General features: G+C 45.9%; 14 protein-coding genes and 1 riboswitch. All 14 genes read left to right on the forward strand.

Going from position 1 to position 19,121, the window contains the following annotated elements; all coding sequences use genetic code 11:
- Positions 1-678: 678 nt before the first annotated feature.
- The 14 genes from ACIFQN_RS34125 (at position 679) to ACIFQN_RS34190 (ending at position 19,088) form a co-directional block, all read left to right on the forward strand.
- Positions 679-1,437, forward strand: coding sequence for a hypothetical protein (locus ACIFQN_RS34125; RefSeq protein ID WP_429837497.1), 759 nt, complete (start codon positions 679-681; stop codon positions 1,435-1,437).
- Positions 1,438-1,631: 194 nt separating this feature from the next.
- Positions 1,632-1,820, forward strand: a complete 189-nt coding sequence (locus ACIFQN_RS34130) for a hypothetical protein (protein WP_429837498.1) — start codon at positions 1,632-1,634, stop codon at positions 1,818-1,820.
- Positions 1,821-2,641: 821 nt separating this feature from the next.
- On the forward strand, positions 2,642-3,589 hold the full coding sequence (locus ACIFQN_RS34135) for an accessory Sec system S-layer assembly protein (protein WP_429837499.1): 948 nt from the start codon (positions 2,642-2,644) through the stop codon (positions 3,587-3,589).
- Between the two features lie 91 nt (positions 3,590-3,680).
- Positions 3,681-4,643, forward strand: a complete 963-nt coding sequence (locus ACIFQN_RS34140) for an SLAP domain-containing protein (RefSeq protein ID WP_429837500.1) — start codon at positions 3,681-3,683, stop codon at positions 4,641-4,643.
- 39 nt (positions 4,644-4,682) lie between these two features.
- The gene (locus ACIFQN_RS34145) at positions 4,683-5,678 is read left to right on the forward strand and encodes an SLAP domain-containing protein (protein ID WP_429837501.1); all 996 of its coding nucleotides are present in this window, start codon (positions 4,683-4,685) and stop codon (positions 5,676-5,678) included.
- Positions 5,679-5,914: 236 nt separating this feature from the next.
- A complete protein-coding gene (locus ACIFQN_RS34150; protein ID WP_429837580.1) occupies positions 5,915-8,443 on the forward strand; it encodes a S8 family peptidase in 2,529 nt (842 codons plus the stop codon).
- Between the two features lie 100 nt (positions 8,444-8,543).
- Positions 8,544-8,644: riboswitch (SAM riboswitch) on the forward strand.
- A gap of 135 nt (positions 8,645-8,779) precedes the next feature.
- Positions 8,780-9,991 (forward strand): methionine adenosyltransferase, encoded by a 1,212-nt coding sequence (gene metK / locus ACIFQN_RS34155; protein ID WP_429837502.1) that lies wholly within the window; start codon positions 8,780-8,782, stop codon positions 9,989-9,991.
- A 149-nt stretch (positions 9,992-10,140) separates the two neighbouring features.
- Positions 10,141-11,157, forward strand: a complete 1,017-nt coding sequence (locus tag ACIFQN_RS34160) for a polysaccharide deacetylase family protein (protein ID WP_429837503.1) — start codon at positions 10,141-10,143, stop codon at positions 11,155-11,157.
- The gene (locus ACIFQN_RS34165) at positions 11,154-12,296 is read left to right on the forward strand and encodes a sensor histidine kinase (RefSeq protein ID WP_429837504.1); all 1,143 of its coding nucleotides are present in this window, start codon (positions 11,154-11,156) and stop codon (positions 12,294-12,296) included. The genes ACIFQN_RS34160 and ACIFQN_RS34165 overlap by 4 nt, the downstream gene beginning before the upstream one ends.
- A gap of 32 nt (positions 12,297-12,328) precedes the next feature.
- On the forward strand, positions 12,329-13,036 hold the full coding sequence (locus ACIFQN_RS34170) for a response regulator (protein ID WP_429837505.1): 708 nt from the start codon (positions 12,329-12,331) through the stop codon (positions 13,034-13,036).
- A 69-nt stretch (positions 13,037-13,105) separates the two neighbouring features.
- Positions 13,106-13,480, forward strand: coding sequence for a glycosyltransferase family 2 protein (locus ACIFQN_RS34175; protein ID WP_429837581.1), 375 nt, complete (start codon positions 13,106-13,108; stop codon positions 13,478-13,480).
- Positions 13,481-13,653: 173 nt separating this feature from the next.
- The gene (locus tag ACIFQN_RS34180) at positions 13,654-16,356 is read left to right on the forward strand and encodes a response regulator (RefSeq protein ID WP_429837506.1); all 2,703 of its coding nucleotides are present in this window, start codon (positions 13,654-13,656) and stop codon (positions 16,354-16,356) included.
- 28 nt (positions 16,357-16,384) lie between these two features.
- Positions 16,385-17,212: a CheR family methyltransferase gene (locus ACIFQN_RS34185; protein WP_429837582.1), complete on the forward strand. Its 828-nt coding sequence runs from the start codon at positions 16,385-16,387 to the stop codon at positions 17,210-17,212.
- Complete coding sequence (locus ACIFQN_RS34190; protein ID WP_429837507.1) at positions 17,154-19,088, forward strand: PAS domain S-box protein; 1,935 nt, start codon at positions 17,154-17,156, stop codon at positions 19,086-19,088. Before ACIFQN_RS34185 ends, ACIFQN_RS34190 begins: the two co-directional genes overlap by 59 nt.
- Positions 19,089-19,121 lie beyond the last annotated feature (33 nt).

Genomic DNA, 19,121 nt, shown 5'->3' on the forward strand with positions numbered 1-19,121 from the left:
AATAGCACAAATCTAAACAAAATCCTGAAATTATCTGACGATTTTTATTTTATTGATACCACTAAGCTTTTCCAACCAAAAATTAACCATCCTTTGTAGAAAAAATGAATATGGAACACGCCAAGTACAAAGGAATGAAAAAAAAACGAATTTGGAAGTAGTAAAAGTCATTAGTCAATATCCGTTAATCGATATAAGGTTAATTATTTTTACCCGTATTGAAAACTTGAAAGCCTGTAAAATCAAGGTTTTTTAGACGTATTGATAAAACAAGGGTTAGTTGTTATATAGTTAATTTTAGACACTATTTTATGAAGAAAGCAGCAAAATAGAATTATTCAGCAACACACAATCTATAATAGGATCAATAAATTGTAAGATGAGAGTAACAAATGATTATTTGAATTACATTTTTGGCTTTGAAGAATGCTGACTAGCACGAAAACTTATTCAAGTGTATCCTGGGAGATCATTTCAATCGTTTATAGCTGTCCCTACATCTTCATTCAGGTGTAGGGGCTTCTTTCATTACAAAAAAACGATCAAAAATGCTAACTAAAGTTAGTTTTATGAATAAATAAGAATTGTTAGAATACAAGTGCCCGTTGTAAAAAGAATCTTTTTATCCGCTGATAGCACGCCGTGTGCGATGAAAGTCGCCCGCACGGTGTAGGTCTGGTGCGAGCCAGAAATAGCGAACCGGTAGTAACGACGATTGAAGCAAATCCCTCAGAAGCAAAGCTAGCAAAGAACAAAATCAAAGCGCTCATTTTCACACCGAAAGATCAGAAGGGGAAATTCATCAAGCTGAATCAGGTGGAGGATATCGTATTGAGCAGCTCCAGACCAGAAATAGCTGAGCCGATTGCAGGTATCCATGGATTGCCTGGACAAGCGTTAGGGTTGGTTGAAGATGGAGATTCACTATCTGTAGCCGCTATCGACAATGCTGGAAAGATGGTTGCCTTCGATGATCCACAGTTCTCTGACAAAGCAGTCGCCTATGTGTATGCGGTCAAAGGGAAAGACCTTGGTGACGCGATCATTACAGCGACACATCAATCAGGAGTATCTGCTACATCAGAAATTACCGTTGTAAATGCTGCGGACACTGTGAGCACGATTTTTTTCATGGAAATTCCTTTTGAAGACGACGTACCGGGGACCCCAATACCGATCAGAGATGGACAAAGTGTATTAGGGGGCAGATTCATTTTTTTATGGGCCATGGGGTATGACGAGGATGGCAACTATGTAGAGCTTGATCCAGATGAAATCGAATGGAAGTCCAGTGATGAGTCAGTAGCCGTAGTATTTTCTGGAGCGGTGACTACAAAAGACTCAAGCGATTGGGATGAGGATAAGCCTGTAACGATTACCGCCAAGTTTGGCGATGTAGAGCAGTCTATCCAATTGATCGTGACCCGAAAGGACTAAAAAACATCATGTTGAAAGAGCCCGATTATTTCGGGCTTTTTCTCTTTGCGTAAAATCCTATCTTTAGTTAGGTTTTTTTCAAAAATAGATTTGTTACAATGGCACCAAAGACTATTATAGCCCCAAAGAATTCAATGACGAGGGTGCTAGCGATCTAGGAAACGAACTTGATGGAAAATGGGGGTGAAGGGAGTATGAATCATTTCCATCTGTACATAAACTCTGTTAATGATGTAAGCGAGCTTGAGAGGATCAGAGAAGAAATCAAGGAGCAAGTCGTCGATCCCCAGTTGAATTGGCAATCCAGAATGCTCATCTACAGTCAGGTGCAATTCGTGACAGAAAGAATTACGATGCTGAGGCGCAGCAATCATGCCGTCTGACGAGTTTGTCCACACATTGTGGATGAATCTGTTGATAATTATTTAAATAGTCAGTCATCAAATGTTTTTGCGATGATAAACTTCTATATATAATGAAACGATTAGTTGAGAATAGCTAAAACCCCTGCCAAAATGCCTTTAGGAAGTGAATTCCTAGGGCATTTTGTTTATAAGGATTTTATAAAATCAATGACAGTAACCTAACGTCAGTGAGAGGAAACAGGAGAAAAAAGCGAAGGTCTTTGGAACACCAGCCGAGGCGGAATGGAGAAAGCGAAACGCTTTTGAGCGTCCACCTCTGAGAATCCTCTTGAATCGGCGACTTTGGACGCGGTTTCGCTTTTGGAATGGGAGCCGGACAGGGATGTCCCCCCTGCAGGTGTCCAAGAACCTGGAGCGTTTTCTCCTGTTTCCTCTCCTTCACTACAGCCCGACCTATTCAATAGAAAAAAGCCGACTGAACCCATCAGCCGGCAAAAGGTAAAACCCCAAGACATTTGTTTAGACACCATTATTTTATCAACAAAGGATTAAAATGTAAACTTTGTACGCTAATAGGATGAAATACAGGGCAAAACCAAGGTTTCCCCACATTCTGTCCCACTCTGCCATTCCTTGACATCGTCTAGGCATACAGGTATCCTAACAAATATTACTCATCCTTTATCAAGGGTCCGACTGTGTCCTAATAGGCTGCGGATCGAGCTTGGTTTATCGCTGGTAATGCCAAGTTTTCTATGTTGCAAAAGGATGCCACTATGCTATAGTGAATGACGAACGTAAACTCTATATAGATGTAGAGATAAGTGGGGAGCGAGGCTATGTTATCCTTCTTGAAGAATTTAATGGGGAAAACACCAACACCGCAAGAGGTGCGTGAGCAGGTTCGGGAGGAGTCCATTTTGTCCGCTTCTGATACCGAACAGTCACATCAGGAAAAGCAGCAGGTGCAAAAAAAATCGACCGGCGTAGTTACAGCACTCTCCTTGCATGAATCATGGGAAGCGAAGCTCAGTACGCAGGAAAAATATGCGCTTTCGTTTATGGCACAGGAGCTGGCTCCACTGGACAAAGGGAATATTTCTCTTGCTGGTACGGCTCTCGTTCCACATGATGCTGGTGTAGAAGTGACGGCATTTGTCCGGAATAGCTCGGATCGTCCTGTACGCTTGGGAGAGATGACGCTGGTGGTATTGTTCGGGGATCAGCAGTTGTTTACCCGCCAATCCTTTGATTTGAGCGAGATAGGGGAAATTCCGCCGCGTTCTGCTAGACCGTGGTCGTTTGTATTTACGCGGGAGCATTTCTTGCAAGTAGACGTGCTTCTGGCGAATTGGAAGATTGCCTTTGAGATGGCGCAGAAAAAAATGGTCCTGCCCCAGCAGCTAGAGCTGGAAGAGTCCTGGATTAAGGCTTTGTCTGACGAACAGAAACATTCGCTGATTGAGCTGGCTAAGAATCTGCCCGCACTAAAAGAGGGTGAAGTGAACATTCAGAGTGTACAGATTCGTCGTACGGATGAAGGTGCGCTTCATGTCATGCTTTTGATTCGCAACGGATCGACACAATCCCTTTCCTTTGAAAAGCTGCCGCTGGTTCTCTTTGATGCGACTGGCGAAAAGGTAGCAGAGGGCTTGTTTGAGCTCGGCAGCCTGACTGTAAATGCCGGCACCAGCAAACCGTGGATGTTTATTTATCCACCTGAGATGCTTCAAAAAGAAGAGCCTGATTTTTCCCGTTGGAGAGTCAGTGTGCCCCAGCAGTCGTAGATCGTGTAGCCTGATTTGATCGGGTAGGAAGAAACATTTATTATTATGAGAAGAAGCTTCGTTCGTGCACGGACGGTGAGGAGGTTTACGCATGTTTTCTTTTATGAAAAATTTGTTCGGCAAAGATCAGAATAGCCGTTCCATCGAAGAACTGAAAAAAGAGATTCAAGAAGAGTCAGGGATAGATGCTGCTGAGCTGAAGAGCAGTGAGGCAGATCTGGAAGCAGATGTGCCAGCACCAACACCTGCGGCTACTAGCAACAGAGTACACACAGAACTCTCGCTTCACCCAATGTGGGAGCAAGAGCTGGACGCGGAGAAGAAGTACACCCTGCGCTTCTTGCAAGCGGAATTGCCGGATATGGCTAGAGGCTTGGTCAGTGTGACTGGTTTTAGTATGGTTCCGCAGCCTAACGGGCTCGCCGTTACGATGTTTTTCCGTAACGCAACGGATCGTACCGTACGATTTAAAAATATTCGTTTGGCAATTTACTTAGATGACAACCCATTTGCGCGGATCAGAGTTGATCTATCTGAGATGGGTCCAATCCCGCCGCATTCGAGTCGTCCATGGGAGCTGCTCTTCCCTGAAGAAAGCTTCCTGCATGACAACTTTACCTTCAGTCGTTGGAAAGTAATGATGAAGGCTGGAAGCAGCACGCATATTTGGCCACGTACGTTGGAGCTTGATCCTGAAATGGAAAAGCGCATGACCGATCGCCAAAAGGATCGTCTGGAAAAATTGGCGCATACCTTGCCGCCGATTCCGATCAACACGGTGGAGGTCACTGGCTTTGACATTGGGAAAACCAAAGAGGGCCATCTGGTGGCTGCCATGCTGTTCCGTAATGGGATGAAGGATGAGTATCGCCCTGATCAATTGGAACTTAAGATTTCGGATGCAGATGGCGATCTAGTGGCTGGCGGCGTACTTGATGCCAGTACGATTCGTGTACAGCCGGGCAACAGCCGTCCATGGCTGATCGTATTCCCGCCAGATGTTGTCAAAAAACCAGATGCCAACCTGCGTAGATGGGTTCTTGAAGTAGAGTAGTCCACAACTTTTCTATTGCAGGAATGAGGAGGTTGACCTATGAGTTGGTTATTGGAGAATTGGTTTGGTTCCAAAGAAAGTCTGGAACAAGTCAGAGAAGATATTCACGAGCATTTGCATAAAGAATTTTACCTGGGTGTATCCGGGATCGATCAGCCTGAGCAGTCAGCTAACCGTATTGAATCCAAGGAGCTTTTCTTACTCATGAACGGTCCGTGGGATAACCAATTAGAAGACGCGGAGCAGGAGCTGCTGCAATACGTTCATGATGAATTGCCTTCTGTCGTTCGTGATGAGCTTGGCATCTTTCCTTTTTACACGCAGGTGACAAATGACGGATACCTGGTGCTCGCGTTTGTTCGCAATTCGACAGATCGCAGTATTCTTTTGCAAAAGCTTCCGTTGACCCTGGTTACTACCGAGGGCGTAGAGGTAGCGAAGAAGACGTTTGATCTGGTTGCTACAGGACCTGTTGGAGATATGTCTAGCCGTCCGATTGAGTTTATGTTCCGCTGGGATGAGTTTACTCAAATCCCGGAAAAAGAGGTTCCACTGACTCTGACCTACAAAAAGCCGCCAAGTAGTCAGACGCAGGAAAATCAGGAATTAAATATCGGGCTCTCCACAAACGAGACCGAGCATTATATGAAGAAAGCAGCGGAAGAAACACCCGTAAAAGCAGGTGAAGTCGATCTGCAAGTGCTTGAAATTAAGGCGAGTGAAGACAACGGACTAAAAGTCGTGGTTGTTTTCCGCAACGGGCTGGAAAAACGCCTGGAGTTTACAGAAGTGCCGATTATTGTGCATGACAAGGCAGGAGAAACCGTTGCTCGTGTACACTATACCCTTCAAAATATGAAGGTAGAAGCGAAGAGTCATCGGGTATGGGCATTCGATATCCCGTCTTCCTCCATGAAGCAGCAAGAGGTAGACGTAGCGGAATTGACTGCTTTTATTCCAAAGGCCCAGCAAAGAAAAAAAGCTGAGCCATTTACAGCACCGGAAGCAGACGACAACAAAGGCCTGCTGCAGTAAATGAGGAACCCTTTTTGCCAATGGTGAAAAGGGTTTTCTTGCGATCAGAGTGTTCCAATAACTGGATGTTCAGGGTTGCGCGTCCCCCTTTTCATCCGCTATGCTAGGACGAGAAGCACAAAACGAGCTTTTTTGAAGATTCTCTATACCTGAACTCCTTTTGACTGCGCACGAAAGCAGGAGAGAGAAGGAAGGACTGTTTTTTTATGAAGAAAACGATACAAGCAGCGGTTGTGATGGTGTTGGTCATGACGATGGCCGTCACCGATGTTCATCCCGTATTCGCTGCTGGAACGAATGATCCTTATTTAGACAATCAGATTCATTTGGGTCAGATCAACGCAGATAAAGCGTGGGGAGCAGCACACAGCAACGAGTCGATTGTGATTGCTGTTCTGGACTCGGGAGCTGATTACAATCATCCCGACCTAAAAGGGAATTTGCTGCCGGGCATTAATCTAGTCAGTCCAGGAAAAAGCGCCCAGGATGACAATGGACATGGAACCGAAGTCATCGGAGTCCTCGGTGCTAAAGGGAATAATGCCATAGGGGTATCGGGTGTATTATGGAATGCTCGCATTTTACCAATTAAGGTATTGGACAAAAGAGGTTTTGCCGATATTGATCTGGTTGCAAAAGGAATAAATACAGCCCTGGATCGAGGCGCAAAAATCATCCTGATGTCGTTTAGCAGCATGTCCTACTCAAAGGCGCTGGCTGATGCAGTGAACCGTGCGGAAAGAAGCGGAGCAATCCTGGTCGCCGCCAGTGGGAATGAAGGGAATCGAGTGGCCTATCCGGCTGCTTATCCGACCGTTGTAGCTGTAGGAGCCGTCAAAAGCAATAACCAGCCGATTCCCGCCTCCAATACCGGTCCAGAGCTGAATATGATGGCTCCTGGGTTCAATATATATACGACCAAGCTTGGCGGAAAATACGGCTCTTTTAGCGGAACCTCAGCGGCTGCTCCTCAAGTCGCGGGTGCTGCTGCACTGATACTTGCACATTATCCAAAGCTAAGTCCACTGGACGTTCGAATGCAGCTCTACCAGACTGCAAAGGATATTGGCCAAGAGGGATGGGATCGAACAACCGGTTATGGCTTGCTGGATGTCAATAAGGCTGTGCGTTCTCCGATGTCATCCGATTTCCTGGAGCCTAACAACTCTGTTTCCAAAGCGAAGGCTTTTCCGATCGAGGCGCAAATCCGCGGGAATCTCGGACCGAATGACACGGTTGACTGGTTCAAGATGGACGTTCCTTATGATGGAAAAGTAAGCTTTACGGCTACGGTTACTTCAGGGGTTTCTTCAGCGATGGCAGCTACTTTTTATTCAGACAATCGGACACCCGTCACGCAGTACATCGGAAATGGGGATACAGTCACAATCCCTGCCAAGGCTGGAACGATGAATATTCGACTCATGCGAAATGCCGGGGTCAATTCCTTTACGTACGTGCTGACCAGCAGATTCAGCATCAACCCGGATCGAAATGAACCGAATGATACAGTGAGCACAGCCAGGCCGCTCGTTGGGAATCAGATCAGCGCCACAGGCAATTTTCATTTTGAGGGAGATCAGGACTGGTTCTCTTATTACGTTCGCGAATATGGTCAAATGAACGTCGCAGTCACCCCTGACAACAAGCGGATGGATGTTGTCTTGACCGTTGGCAAGCAAGATGGGAAAAATACAGTTTGGGACCCAGCCTATTATAGCGGCGACCGTGACAATCCAGCTGTCGAAATGAGAAAAGAAGTATCTCCGGGTAAATATCTTATCCGTGTGAGTGAATATGAGCACAATGCTGTAAATGGGGAATACCGTCTGGACTTAGGCTTTACTCCAATAAAAAAAGATCCGAATGAACCGAATGACACCTACCACCAGGCGTCTCCATTAAGCGGCGGAACCTTGATGACAGGAAATTTCCCCACGGCGTCTGATTCTGACTGGTTCCAATTTACGGTCAAGACAGAATCGTACGTGAGTATTCGTGCCCCGTTTATTCCGGTCACCAATGGGATGAGACTGGCTCTCTACAGTGAACGAAATCTCGATTATGCGATGGCTACCACGAATGAAGTGGCTGAGCTATCGGATCAGGGCAGAGAAATCATGGGATTGCGTTTGCAGCCGGGTAAGTATTATATCCGTTTGAACAGCGGAATCTCTTTCAAGTATGATCTGTATCGCTTGACTGTGAATCAGCAGCCACTGCTGGCTGGATATCGCGATATTTCGGACCACTGGGCGCGCTCCGAGATCGTTAGGCTGAGCGCCAGAGGGATTGTCAAAGGGTTTGACGATGCGACCTTCAAGCCGAATCAGGCTGTGACTCGGGCGCAGTTTGCCACTATGCTGATTCAGGCGATGAGGGCGAGCGGCGAGTCTGTAGGGAGCTCCTATACAGGCAAGGCCGTCTTTCGGGATATGTCGACCAAACATTGGGCGTACAACAATTTGGGAATCGCTTATCAGAAAGGCATCTTGAAGGGCTATCCAAACATGCAGATGAAGCCTGATCAGGCGATTTCCCGTGCGGAGATGGCGGCTATGATCGCCCGTGCACAAAAGGTTCTGTTGTATAATCGAAGCACGTCCTCCTATCGCGATGTGCCGGCCAGCCACTGGGCTTCTTCCTCTATCGAAGCACTGACGGCGCGGAATTGGTTGAATGGATATGGAGCGACTTTCAAACCGCAGGGGATTGCTACGCGGGCAGAGGTAGTGGTCTTGATTTCAAAAGCGTATAAATTATAACGGCTTTTCCCACGTCAAGTACGCGGGAAATACGCGCTTCGCTAAATGTGTCTATTGACACCGCAGAGAAAAACAATTATTCTATAAACCGTAATGGATACTCTTATCCAGAGCAGGCGGAGGGACTGGCCCGATGAAGCCCGGCAACCGACTAGAGCGGTGCTAACCAGCAGAACGGACATCTGTTCTGGCCGATAAGAGGATGAAGGAAGCATAAAGCGCGCAAACCTTTTCCTCCACGAAGACGGAAAAGGTTTTTTTTCTTGCGTTTACGTCGATAAAATCCTGTCTCGGCTACCACACTATTTGTATGAGGTCAAAGGAGGTAATTTTCTCATGGCTTTGCAAAAAGGTCGTCGTCTGTTTACATCTGAATCCGTAACCGAAGGACATCCGGATAAAATTTGTGACCAAGTTTCCGACTCCATCTTGGATGCGATTCTGTCTAAAGATCCAAACGCTCGTGTCGCTTGCGAAACATCCGTAACCACTGGTTTGGTGCTCGTAGCGGGTGAGATCACCACAAACACGTACGTTGATATCCAAAAGCTCGTTCGTGAAACAATCCGTGAAATCGGCTATGATCGTGCCAAGTTTGGTTTTGACGCGGATACTTGCGGTGTAATCACGGCAATCGGCGAACAATCTGCTGACATTGCTCTTGGTGTTGACCAAGCTCTGGAATCCCGCGAAGGTAAAATGTCTGACGCTGAAATCGAAGCGATCGGTGCTGGTGACCAAGGTCTGATGTTTGGCTTTGCTTGCAACGAAACACCTGAGCTGATGCCACTTCCAATCAGCATGTCTCACCAATTGGCTCGCCGCCTGACTGAAGTGCGCAAAAACGGCACGCTGGCTTACCTGCGTCCTGATGGAAAAACGCAAGTAACCGTTGAGTACGACGGAGACAAACCTGTTCGCATCGATACGATTGTTATTTCTACCCAACATGCTCCAGAAACGACTTTGGAGCAAATCAAAAAGGACCTGGTTGAGCATGTAATCAAACCAGTTGTTCCTGCAGAACTCCTGGATGCAGACACCAAATACTTTATCAACCCAACTGGTCGTTTCGTAATTGGCGGACCACAAGGGGATGCTGGCTTGACTGGTCGCAAAATCATCGTAGATACCTACGGCGGTTATGCTCGTCATGGCGGCGGCGCGTTCTCTGGTAAAGATCCAACCAAGGTAGACCGCTCCGGTGCTTACGCAGCTCGTTATGTAGCGAAAAACATCGTGGCTGCAGGTCTGGCAGACAAGTGCGAAGTTCAAGTAGCTTACGCAATTGGTGTAGCACAGCCTGTTTCCATTGCTGTAGATACGTTTGGTACAGGAACTGTTTCCGAAGAAGATCTCGTGAAACTGGTTCGTAAACACTTTGATCTGCGTCCAGCTGGTATCATTAAACAGCTTGACCTGCGTCGTCCAATCTACAAACAAACAGCGGCTTATGGCCACTTCGGACGTAACGACCTGAATGTTCCATGGGAGCAAACAGACAAAGCAGAAGTACTGAAGCAAGAGGCAGCGCAACTGGGAAAATAATAACTGCAAAGAAAGAGCCTGGTACTGTTACTGGGCTCTTTTTTGTGTGGCCGGTTTGTTGCCTGGCTATCCAGTTATTGGGGAAGAGTGGACAAAGGAATTTGTAGGGATGTGTCGAATCTCCTAAAAGGGAAGTGAGGAGGGGTTTTTTGCAGAAAAGAAGGCTCTTCCTGATCGTGTTTGTTACCTGTTTGTTTTTTGTCATGGCCCTTGGATTATTGGGTGAATCGGGTTTGGTAAAAAAGAATGCGCAAAAAGTGCAACCTTTTCCCCAAGTTGATACGTCTAACTTCATAAGCGAGGCAGCAAATGCTGAGCCAAACGTCACAGCAACACAAAATGCAACGGTAAGCCCGAAAAAGTGGTACAACAATCAGGTCGTTGTATTAACGTATCATCATGTGACAGATGAGTCTGGTCAGAGGTACGTCATATCGCCGGAACTATTTGCACGGCACATGGCGTTTTTGCATGAGAATGATTTACATCCCATATCGCTTGCAGAGTTTTTGCAATTTGTGCAGACGGGTACCTTATCGACCGCGAATGCAGTATTGATTACATTTGATGACGGATATGAGAGCTATTACACAAAAGCATTCCCGATCTTGCGTGCATACGGTTATTCTTCTGTCAACTTTGCGATTGCAGGTCGATTGCGAGATGTAGAGCAGCGAAAACGCGAGAATATGACTACACCGCTGACGCGTCAACAGGTGAATGAGATGCTTGCCTCAGGGCTTGCTGACATCGGTTCCCATACGTACAGCTTGCATGAGGAAGAAGCCCGAAATGAATGGGGAGAACTGGGGCCAGAAACGGCACCTGTCTATTTGAAGGATCTGAACCGTTTGGAAGGCGAACAGGAGTACAGGGACAGACTGTTTGTAGACTTCCGCATGTCACGTGCAGGCCTTGGTTCATGGATCGGCAAAGAAGTAAAAGCACTCTCCCTGCCTTTTGGCTACACGAACCACATTGTATTAGAGACTGCCAGGCAAGCCGGTTACGAGTATGTGTTTACCTCTACACCAGGGCTAGCCAAACGCGGTACAAATCCGTTTGCCATCCCTCGAAATGACGTAGGGTTACAAGATGTGGATGAGACGAACCTCCATCAGCTGTTCACGAAAGCGAAAAATGAGTTTGAAGGAGAGCAATCATGAACAAAGCGATTGACATCAGCGTGCTCGATGGGGTGATCAAGCGAACGATTGAAACTGTTGAGACGAGTAAAACCGAAATATTTGATATAGCGGAAAGCGCCAGACAGCAAGGCAATTCGCTAAAGTTCGATTTGCATGAGCTGCGTCAGGAAATTTCCAAAGTGATTCAAAAAGTAGATGCCCTGGAGCTTGCCTACCAAAAGTCTCGCAACAGGCTGGTTTTGGTGAGTCGTAATTTCCATATGTACACCGAGGAAGACATTCGGATCGCCTATGAAGAAGCGAGTCGCATTCAAGTGGAGCTCTCCATTTACCGGGAGCGGGAAAACAACTTGAAACGCAGACGCAACGATTTGGAGCGCCAACTGCGGACGTTGGAAGAAACCATTATCCGGGCTGAAAAGCTGGTCTCGCAAATGGGTGTGGTGCTCGGCTATTTGACTGGCGATTTGAGTAAAATCGGAGAGGCATTGGAGTCGGCAAAACAGCACCAACTGATGGGGCTGAAAATCATCCAGGCGCAGGAGGAAGAGCGCAAGCGAGTAGCGCGAGAAATCCACGACGGCCCGGCACAATCTATGGCCAACGTCGTGCTGCGCTCGGAGATTGTGGAAAAAATGCTGAAAAATGAGCGTATTTTAGAGGCGCAGATGGAGCTCCATGAGTTGAAAGAAATGGTCCGGATGAGTTTGGCTGACGTCAGACGGATTATTTTTGATTTGCGTCCAATGGCTCTGGATGATCTAGGGTTAGTGCCTACCTTGCAAAAGTATATTCGAACCTGCGAAGAACGTATCGCTTCTTCCATTGATTTAGTAATATTTGGAATAGAGCCTCCTTTGCGCAGTTCAGTGAAGGCTGCGATTTTTCGGTTGGTTCAGGAGTGCCTGAACAATGTAGAAAAGCATGCCGAGGCAAAGGCTGTTCAAGTGAAGGTGGAATTTTTGCAGGAATCCCTCAGCCTCGTTGTAAAAGATGATGGTGTTGGCTTTGATTTGGATAAACGGATGGCAAACGGCAATTCGTTCGGATTACTCGGCATGAAGGAGCGCGTTCAGTTATTGGAGGGCTTGGTGGATTTACAGTCTGCTCCTGGCGAGGGAACGAGGGTCATTTTCCAAATACCGCTGAAATTGTGAAATCTTACAGAATATGTACAGGGGGATGAACCATGGATAAAAGACAGCAAGAGCTCCGTATCGTAATTGTAGACGACCATCAATTGTTCCGGGAAGGCGTAAAGCGCATCTTGGAAATGGAAGAGGATTTCAAGGTCGTCGGAGAAGGTGCCGATGGAGGAGAGGCCGCTCTTTTAGCAGAGGAACACAAGCCGGATGTGCTCTTGATGGATATCAACATGCCAAACATTAATGGCGTTTCTGCTGCTGAAAATGTGATTACGGTTAGCCCTACTACGCGTGTGATCATGCTCTCGATTCATGATGATGAAGGCTACGTCTACCGTACCTTGCGCTCTGGAGCGTCCGGTTACCTGCTCAAAGAGATGGGGACGAGCGATCTGGTTGATGCTGTGCGCGTCGTAGCATGTGGCGGTGCATACATACATCCCAAAGTAACGGGTAAACTGATTGAGGAATTCCGTCGTTTGAGCGAGCAAGAGGGATCGGCAGAACGCAGCTTCTCCTTAGATGACTCGCAAACCATTGATCCGAAAATAATCGAATCCTTGACGCGCCGTGAGCGTGAAGTATTGCAACTGATGGCAGAAGGTAAAAGCAACCGTGCGATAGGCGAGTTTTTGTTTATCAGTGAAAAGACTGTCAAAAACCACGTCAGCAGCATTTTGCAAAAATTGAACGTACAGGACCGTACACAGGCGGTCGTTATCTCCATTAAAAACGGCTGGGTGAAACTGTAGATTACAGTAGGACTGGCACCCTGTTCAAGCTATCAGGCATACCTTAGTAGTGGAGGAGGTATGACCGTGATGGAAGAACTGGTTGTATGGCTATTGGCGGCATTTGGCTGCTCCTCTTTGTTCGTGATGATAGCTGAGCGCTGGATCCGGCAAACGAGCGGAGTTGCCGAACTGCCCCATGAGCATTACCGGTTGTTGCTGCGTGATTCAGAACAGGTACTGGAGCGAGTCGTTCGGAAGCTGCTGTTCCGATCCTATTGGAGTGGCAAGCCCATCCTCATTACATTGATAGATGATGGTTCACTGGATGATACGGCCCAGATATCAGATGTTTTTGATCGCTATCCATATTGCTATCTATTGGATCGACAAGAGGACGCTGCACCTGTATCTACAATCGTAACGATTGATTTACGCAGTTTGAATGAAAAGGAACGCGTTTAGCGTTCTTTTTTTATACAAAAAAGAATGTCTAGGTTTCCTTATGGAAAATATTTTCTGAATTTTGTATTCGTACATATTGAATTCTTCTTCGTTCTTGGACTATGATCACCTTAAGAATAAATGGAAATATCAACCATGCCTATTTTTGTGCTGGATCGAGGGGATTGCTACACATGAAGTTTAAAACGCGGCTATATGTAGGTTTTTGTTTTATTATTGTCCTCAGTATCATTCTCTTGTCCTTTATCATGAGTATGCTGAATCAGCTCAATCACAATCTGAATCGAGTCGTGCAGGAGCGCTATGAGAAGGTCAGGCTGGTCAATATTATTAATCAAAACTTAAATAGCATCAGCAGGGATTCGCGAGGCATGCTAGCCAACCCGCCAGCAGAACTGATCCCGGTCTTTCAGGAGAATATCAATCAAAACAATGTGAATTTGAAAATAGCTATGGACGATCTCGGGAAGTTGGAAAGGGTAGGGGAAACAAAGGAATTGGTACAAAAGCTGCAAGTGTTCGGGGAAATTTATCAGAATAATCAATACAAGATTGAGAATCTTCGGGAGGCAGGCAAAGAAGAGGAAGCCAATCGGCTCTACTGGTATGAAAGCAGAAATATTCGCGAGCAAATGTTTGAGATCATTGACGAGTTAAAGAAAATCGAAGAACAAGCGATGATTCAAGAGCTCGACCAATCGCAAAATGGCTATCAATTTGTAGTCAATATGACTTATGTATACGTGGTGCTGGGTGTCGTCATTGGAATTGGAATTACGATTTGGGTGGTCAGAAGCATCACAGGCAGTCTAAAGCAGGTCACCTCTGTGATGACGGAAGTAGCTGACTATGAAACGGATAAATTACCACGACTCGAAATCCATTCAGAGGATGAGATCGGCGCAATTTCTGATGCGTACAATAACATGGCCCAAGCTTTGGAGGAGCATATTCAGAAAGTAAAAGAGTTCAGTGAAACAGCTGAGAATCAAAGCTGGCTTAAAACGCACGTTGCCGAAATTGCTACGATGTATGCGGGAATCGAAAATGTTCACGATTTAGCCAGTCTGTTCATCACGAAGCTGACACCAATGGTCGGCGCGAGCTACGGGGTCTTTTATATCAAAGAAGGCAAAGCAGACGGCATTCGTCTTCGCAAGCTCGCAGCCTACGCTGATAACGACGCTGAGGTTGGAGGAGAAGGTTTTCGATTGGGCGAAGGGCTTGTCGGTCAGTGCGCTTTGGAAAACCGCGAGATTACACTCACAGAGATTCCAGACGATTATATGAAAATTACCTCCGGGATCGGACTCGCTTCACCGAAAATGATCATGATTGTTCCGGCAGAATTCGAGGGACAAGTACTGGCTGTTGTTGAATTGGCTTCTCTTACAGAGTTCAGTCCTCTGCAGCAGTTGATGCTAGAGGAAGTCATGAGCAGTGTCGGTGCCACCATCAACAGCATTATGAGCCGGATGCAGGTCGAGAAACTGCTGCAAGATTCTCAGGCGTTGACCGAAGAGCTGCAAAGCCAATCAGAAGAGCTGCAGCTTCAGCAGGAAGAACTGCGGACGATTAATGAAAAGCTCGAAGAACAATACGAAAACTCGGAGCAGAAGACAAAAGAGCTGGAAAAAACCAAATTGATCTTGGAGGAAAAAGCACAGCAGCTTGCGATTAGCTCCCAGTATAAATCGGAGTTTCTCGCCAATATGTCGCATGAGCTTCGTACACCGCTGAACAGCCTCTTGATTCTGGCCCAAATGCTTGCTGAAAATAATGAGAAAAACCTTATGGCGAAGCAAGTGGAGTATGCCAATACCATTTACTCATCAGGAAATGATCTGTTGCATTTGATCAATGACATCTTGGATCTCGCCAAAGTCGAATCAGGCAATGTGGAAGTGACACCCGAGGATGTAACGCTTCGCTCGATTAAAGCGCACGTAGAAAAGCAGTTTATGCCTGTCGCTCGTCAAAAAGGCATTTCGTTTACAGTGGAAATCGCTCCTGATGTGCCCAAAATGATTTGGACCGATGAGCAGAGATTGCAGCAAATTTTGAAAAATTTACTATCGAATGCTTTTAAATTCACGGAAAAAGGAAGCGTTTCACTGCATATCGGAAGAGCAAACGAAGAAACCTTTACTTCTGGCAGCGAGGACGACATACTGATCGCCTTTTCTGTCACGGATACAGGGATCGGTGTTTCCAAAGAGAATCAGGATATTATTTTTGAAGAATTTAAACAAGCAGATGGGACAACCAGCAGAAAGTATGGGGGAACGGGGCTTGGCTTGTCGATCAGCCGAAAAATGGCCATTTTGCTGGGCGGGCATATCGGCATTGAGAGTGAAGAAGGAAAAGGGAGTACCTTTACACTCTATATCCCTTATCGTCATGAGATCACCATGTTCGCCGAGAAGGAGGCTGCTGCCAGCTTATTTCAAGAGGTAGAATCAGCTGACACAATCAACGTAAATGATTCGATCGAAGCTTTGCTGGTCGGAAAGAAAATACTGATTGTGGACGATGATATGCGAAATGTATTTGCGCTGACTACTGCAATTGAGGGACACCATATGCAGGTTGTGTTTGCAGAAAATGGGCGAGAAGCGATCGACGTATTAATGAATAACCAGGATATCGATTTGATCCTGATGGATATCATGATGCCAGAGATGGATGGGTTTGAGGCAATGCGAATGATACGTCAAAAGCCGGAATATCAGACGTTGCCGATTATCGCTCTGACAGCGAAAGCCATGAAGCATGACAGGGAGCAATGCATAGAAGCAGGTGCATCCGATTATATCAGCAAGCCTGTAAATTTAGAGCAGCTGTTCTCTTTGATGAGGGTATGGCTTTACAGATAGGTGGGATTAGATATTGGTAGACATCAAGATGCTGGATAAGCTGGAGCTGGAAAAAATAGAGATGGCGATTCTTTTGGAAGGAATCTATCGCTATTTTGGATTCGATTTTCGCAATTATGCCGAGCCATTTCTTCAGCGCAGAATCTGGCATCGTATCCGAGCAGAAAAGGTGAAAAGCATATCGGGCCTCCAGGAAAAAATATTCCATGATCCCGGTGCCATGAAAAGACTGCTCGATGATTTATCCATTAATGTGACAGAGATGTTTCGAGATCCACCCTTTTTTCTCGCATTTCGAACGAGGATTATCCCCCTGCTGAGAGCGTATCCTTCCATACGGATTTGGCATGTGGGCTGCTCATCGGGTGAAGAAGTGTACTCCATGGCCATTCTTTTGCATGAAGAAGGCTTGTATGAAAGAACAAAAATTTACGCAACCGACATGAATGAAAGTATTCTTGAAAAAGCAAAGCAAGGCATCTTTCCGTTGGATCGGATGCAGATGTACACCAAAAATTACTTGCAGGCGGGAGGGACCAGAGCGTTTTCCGAGTACTATACGGCTACATTTGAAAATGTGATCTTTCAACCGTTCCTCAGAGAAAATGTTGTATTTGCTCAGCATAATTTGGCAACCGACCATTCTTTTAATGATTTTCATGTCATTATTTGCAGGAATGTCATGATTTATTTCAATAAAATCTTGCAGGACCATGTCCATAGTCTGCTTTACGAAAGTCTCGTGTTATCAGGGTTTCTAGGTTTGGGTAATAGAGAGGGGGTAAAGTATACTAGTCATGCGAACTACTACCAGGAATTTGACTGCACAGAAAAGATCTACAGAAAAATCAAATGAATCATCGCTAGGTGAGCTCCCTAAGCAGAAAGTAAGTATTTTATTGGTGGATGATCGACCGGAGAATTTGCTGGCACTAGAAGCAGTTCTGACCTCCCCCAAATATCATTTGGTTAGTGCCCAATCTGGCGAAGAGGCCTTGAAGTATGTATTGAAGCAAGATTTTGCCGCCATATTGCTGGATGTACAAATGCCGGGCTTAAACGGATTTGAAACCGCCAAATTGATCAAGGCGAGAGAAAAATCACGTCACATTCCGATCCTGTTCATCACCGCCATTAGCCAAGAGGCTGAACATGTCTTTCACGGTTATAGTGTAGGTGCAATCGACTATATTTTTAAACCTTTCCAGCCGGAAGCTCTACAAAAAAAGGTGGAAGAGTTCGTGGGTATTTACAAAAATCACGAACGCTTGATGCTTCAAGGAGAGAAAGAGCTAGAAGCAGCCCATCAAAAGCTGGATCGGGTTACCTTTGATTTGCGCAAGTCAGAAGCATTGGCCAGGGTGATCAGTGAAACGCTGAAGGATACAATCGTAACCTTTGATGATCAAGGCTATATCCTGTCGGCGAATTCCGCCGCAGAGCAAATGTTTGGATATACTCCGGATGAATTGCTCGGCGAACACATTTCAAAGCTTCTCCCAGCGATAAGGTGTGAAGGGGCTTATCCACTGGCTACGAGTCTGGTTGAAACCGAGGCCGTGCGAAAAAATGAAAGTGTGTTTCCTGTCGATGCTCAATTAGGCGACGCGAGCATTGAGGATCAAAATATTATTGTCTGTTCCATCCGTGATATTACAGAACGAAAGCTGCTGGAGGAAGAACGCAAGCAGCAGTACAATAACGACCTTCATTTGTCCCAAGAACGGTTTCAAATCATTTTTGAGTCGTCGCCCTCCTTGATTGCCATATTATCTATGGAGGATGGCAGATATATTGATGTAAACCAGGGATGGCTCAACTTTACAGGGTATGAGTATGAGGAAGTGAAGGGCAAGGCTTTTGACTTTTTGCAAATCACGGTGAGTTCGGACAAGGAAATGACGGGAGGACGCCCTCTCGATTTACTGCAGCCGGTTCACAATGCGAGAATTAGCTATGTGACCAAAATGGGCGAGACACGCGAGGGTTTACTATCCGCCAAAATTATTGAAATTGACGGGGAAAAGTGTGTTCTTCGCTTTATAACAGATATTACGGAGCGCGTTCACTTGGAGAATGAAATGATTCGGCTGGACCGTTTGAATTTAATTGGGGAAATGGCAGCGGGAATTGCCCATGAAATCAGGAATCCAATGACCACGGTCCGCGGCTTTTTACAGCTGTCCAATCATAGTCCTCATAATCCTTTGCAATACATTGATTTAATGTTAAATGAGTTGGATCGTGCTAATGCTATTATTACCGAATTTCTTAATTTGGCCAAAAACAAAGTCAATGATAAACAAATCCAAGATTTAAATGCGATTATTGAATCGCTGTTTCCCTTGATACAAGCAGAGGCTCTACTCTCTGATAAATATATAAGTCTGGAGCTGGGAGAATGTCCTCCACTCTCTATGGACGAAAAAGAAATACGACAAATGATACTTAATCTTGCCCTCAACGGCCTCGAAGCCATGTCATCGGGTGGGCGACTGTCGATCAAAACCCATAGAGAGGATCAGGCGGTCGTACTGGAAATTCGTGATCAAGGATCTGGGATCAAACCAGAGCTGATCCAAAAAATTGGAACTCCTTTTTTCACTACAAAAGAGACGGGAACGGGTCTCGGCCTAGCGATTTGCTTCAGTGTCGCTGATCGTCATCATGCCGAAATCGATGTGAAAACAGACGAAACGGGAACAGTGTTTTTTGTTCGTTTTAAAATCTAAGAGGCCATGTGCCTCTTTTTTTCTTTGCACGAT

The sequence above is a fragment of the Brevibacillus sp. NRS-1366 genome (assembly GCF_050467985.1).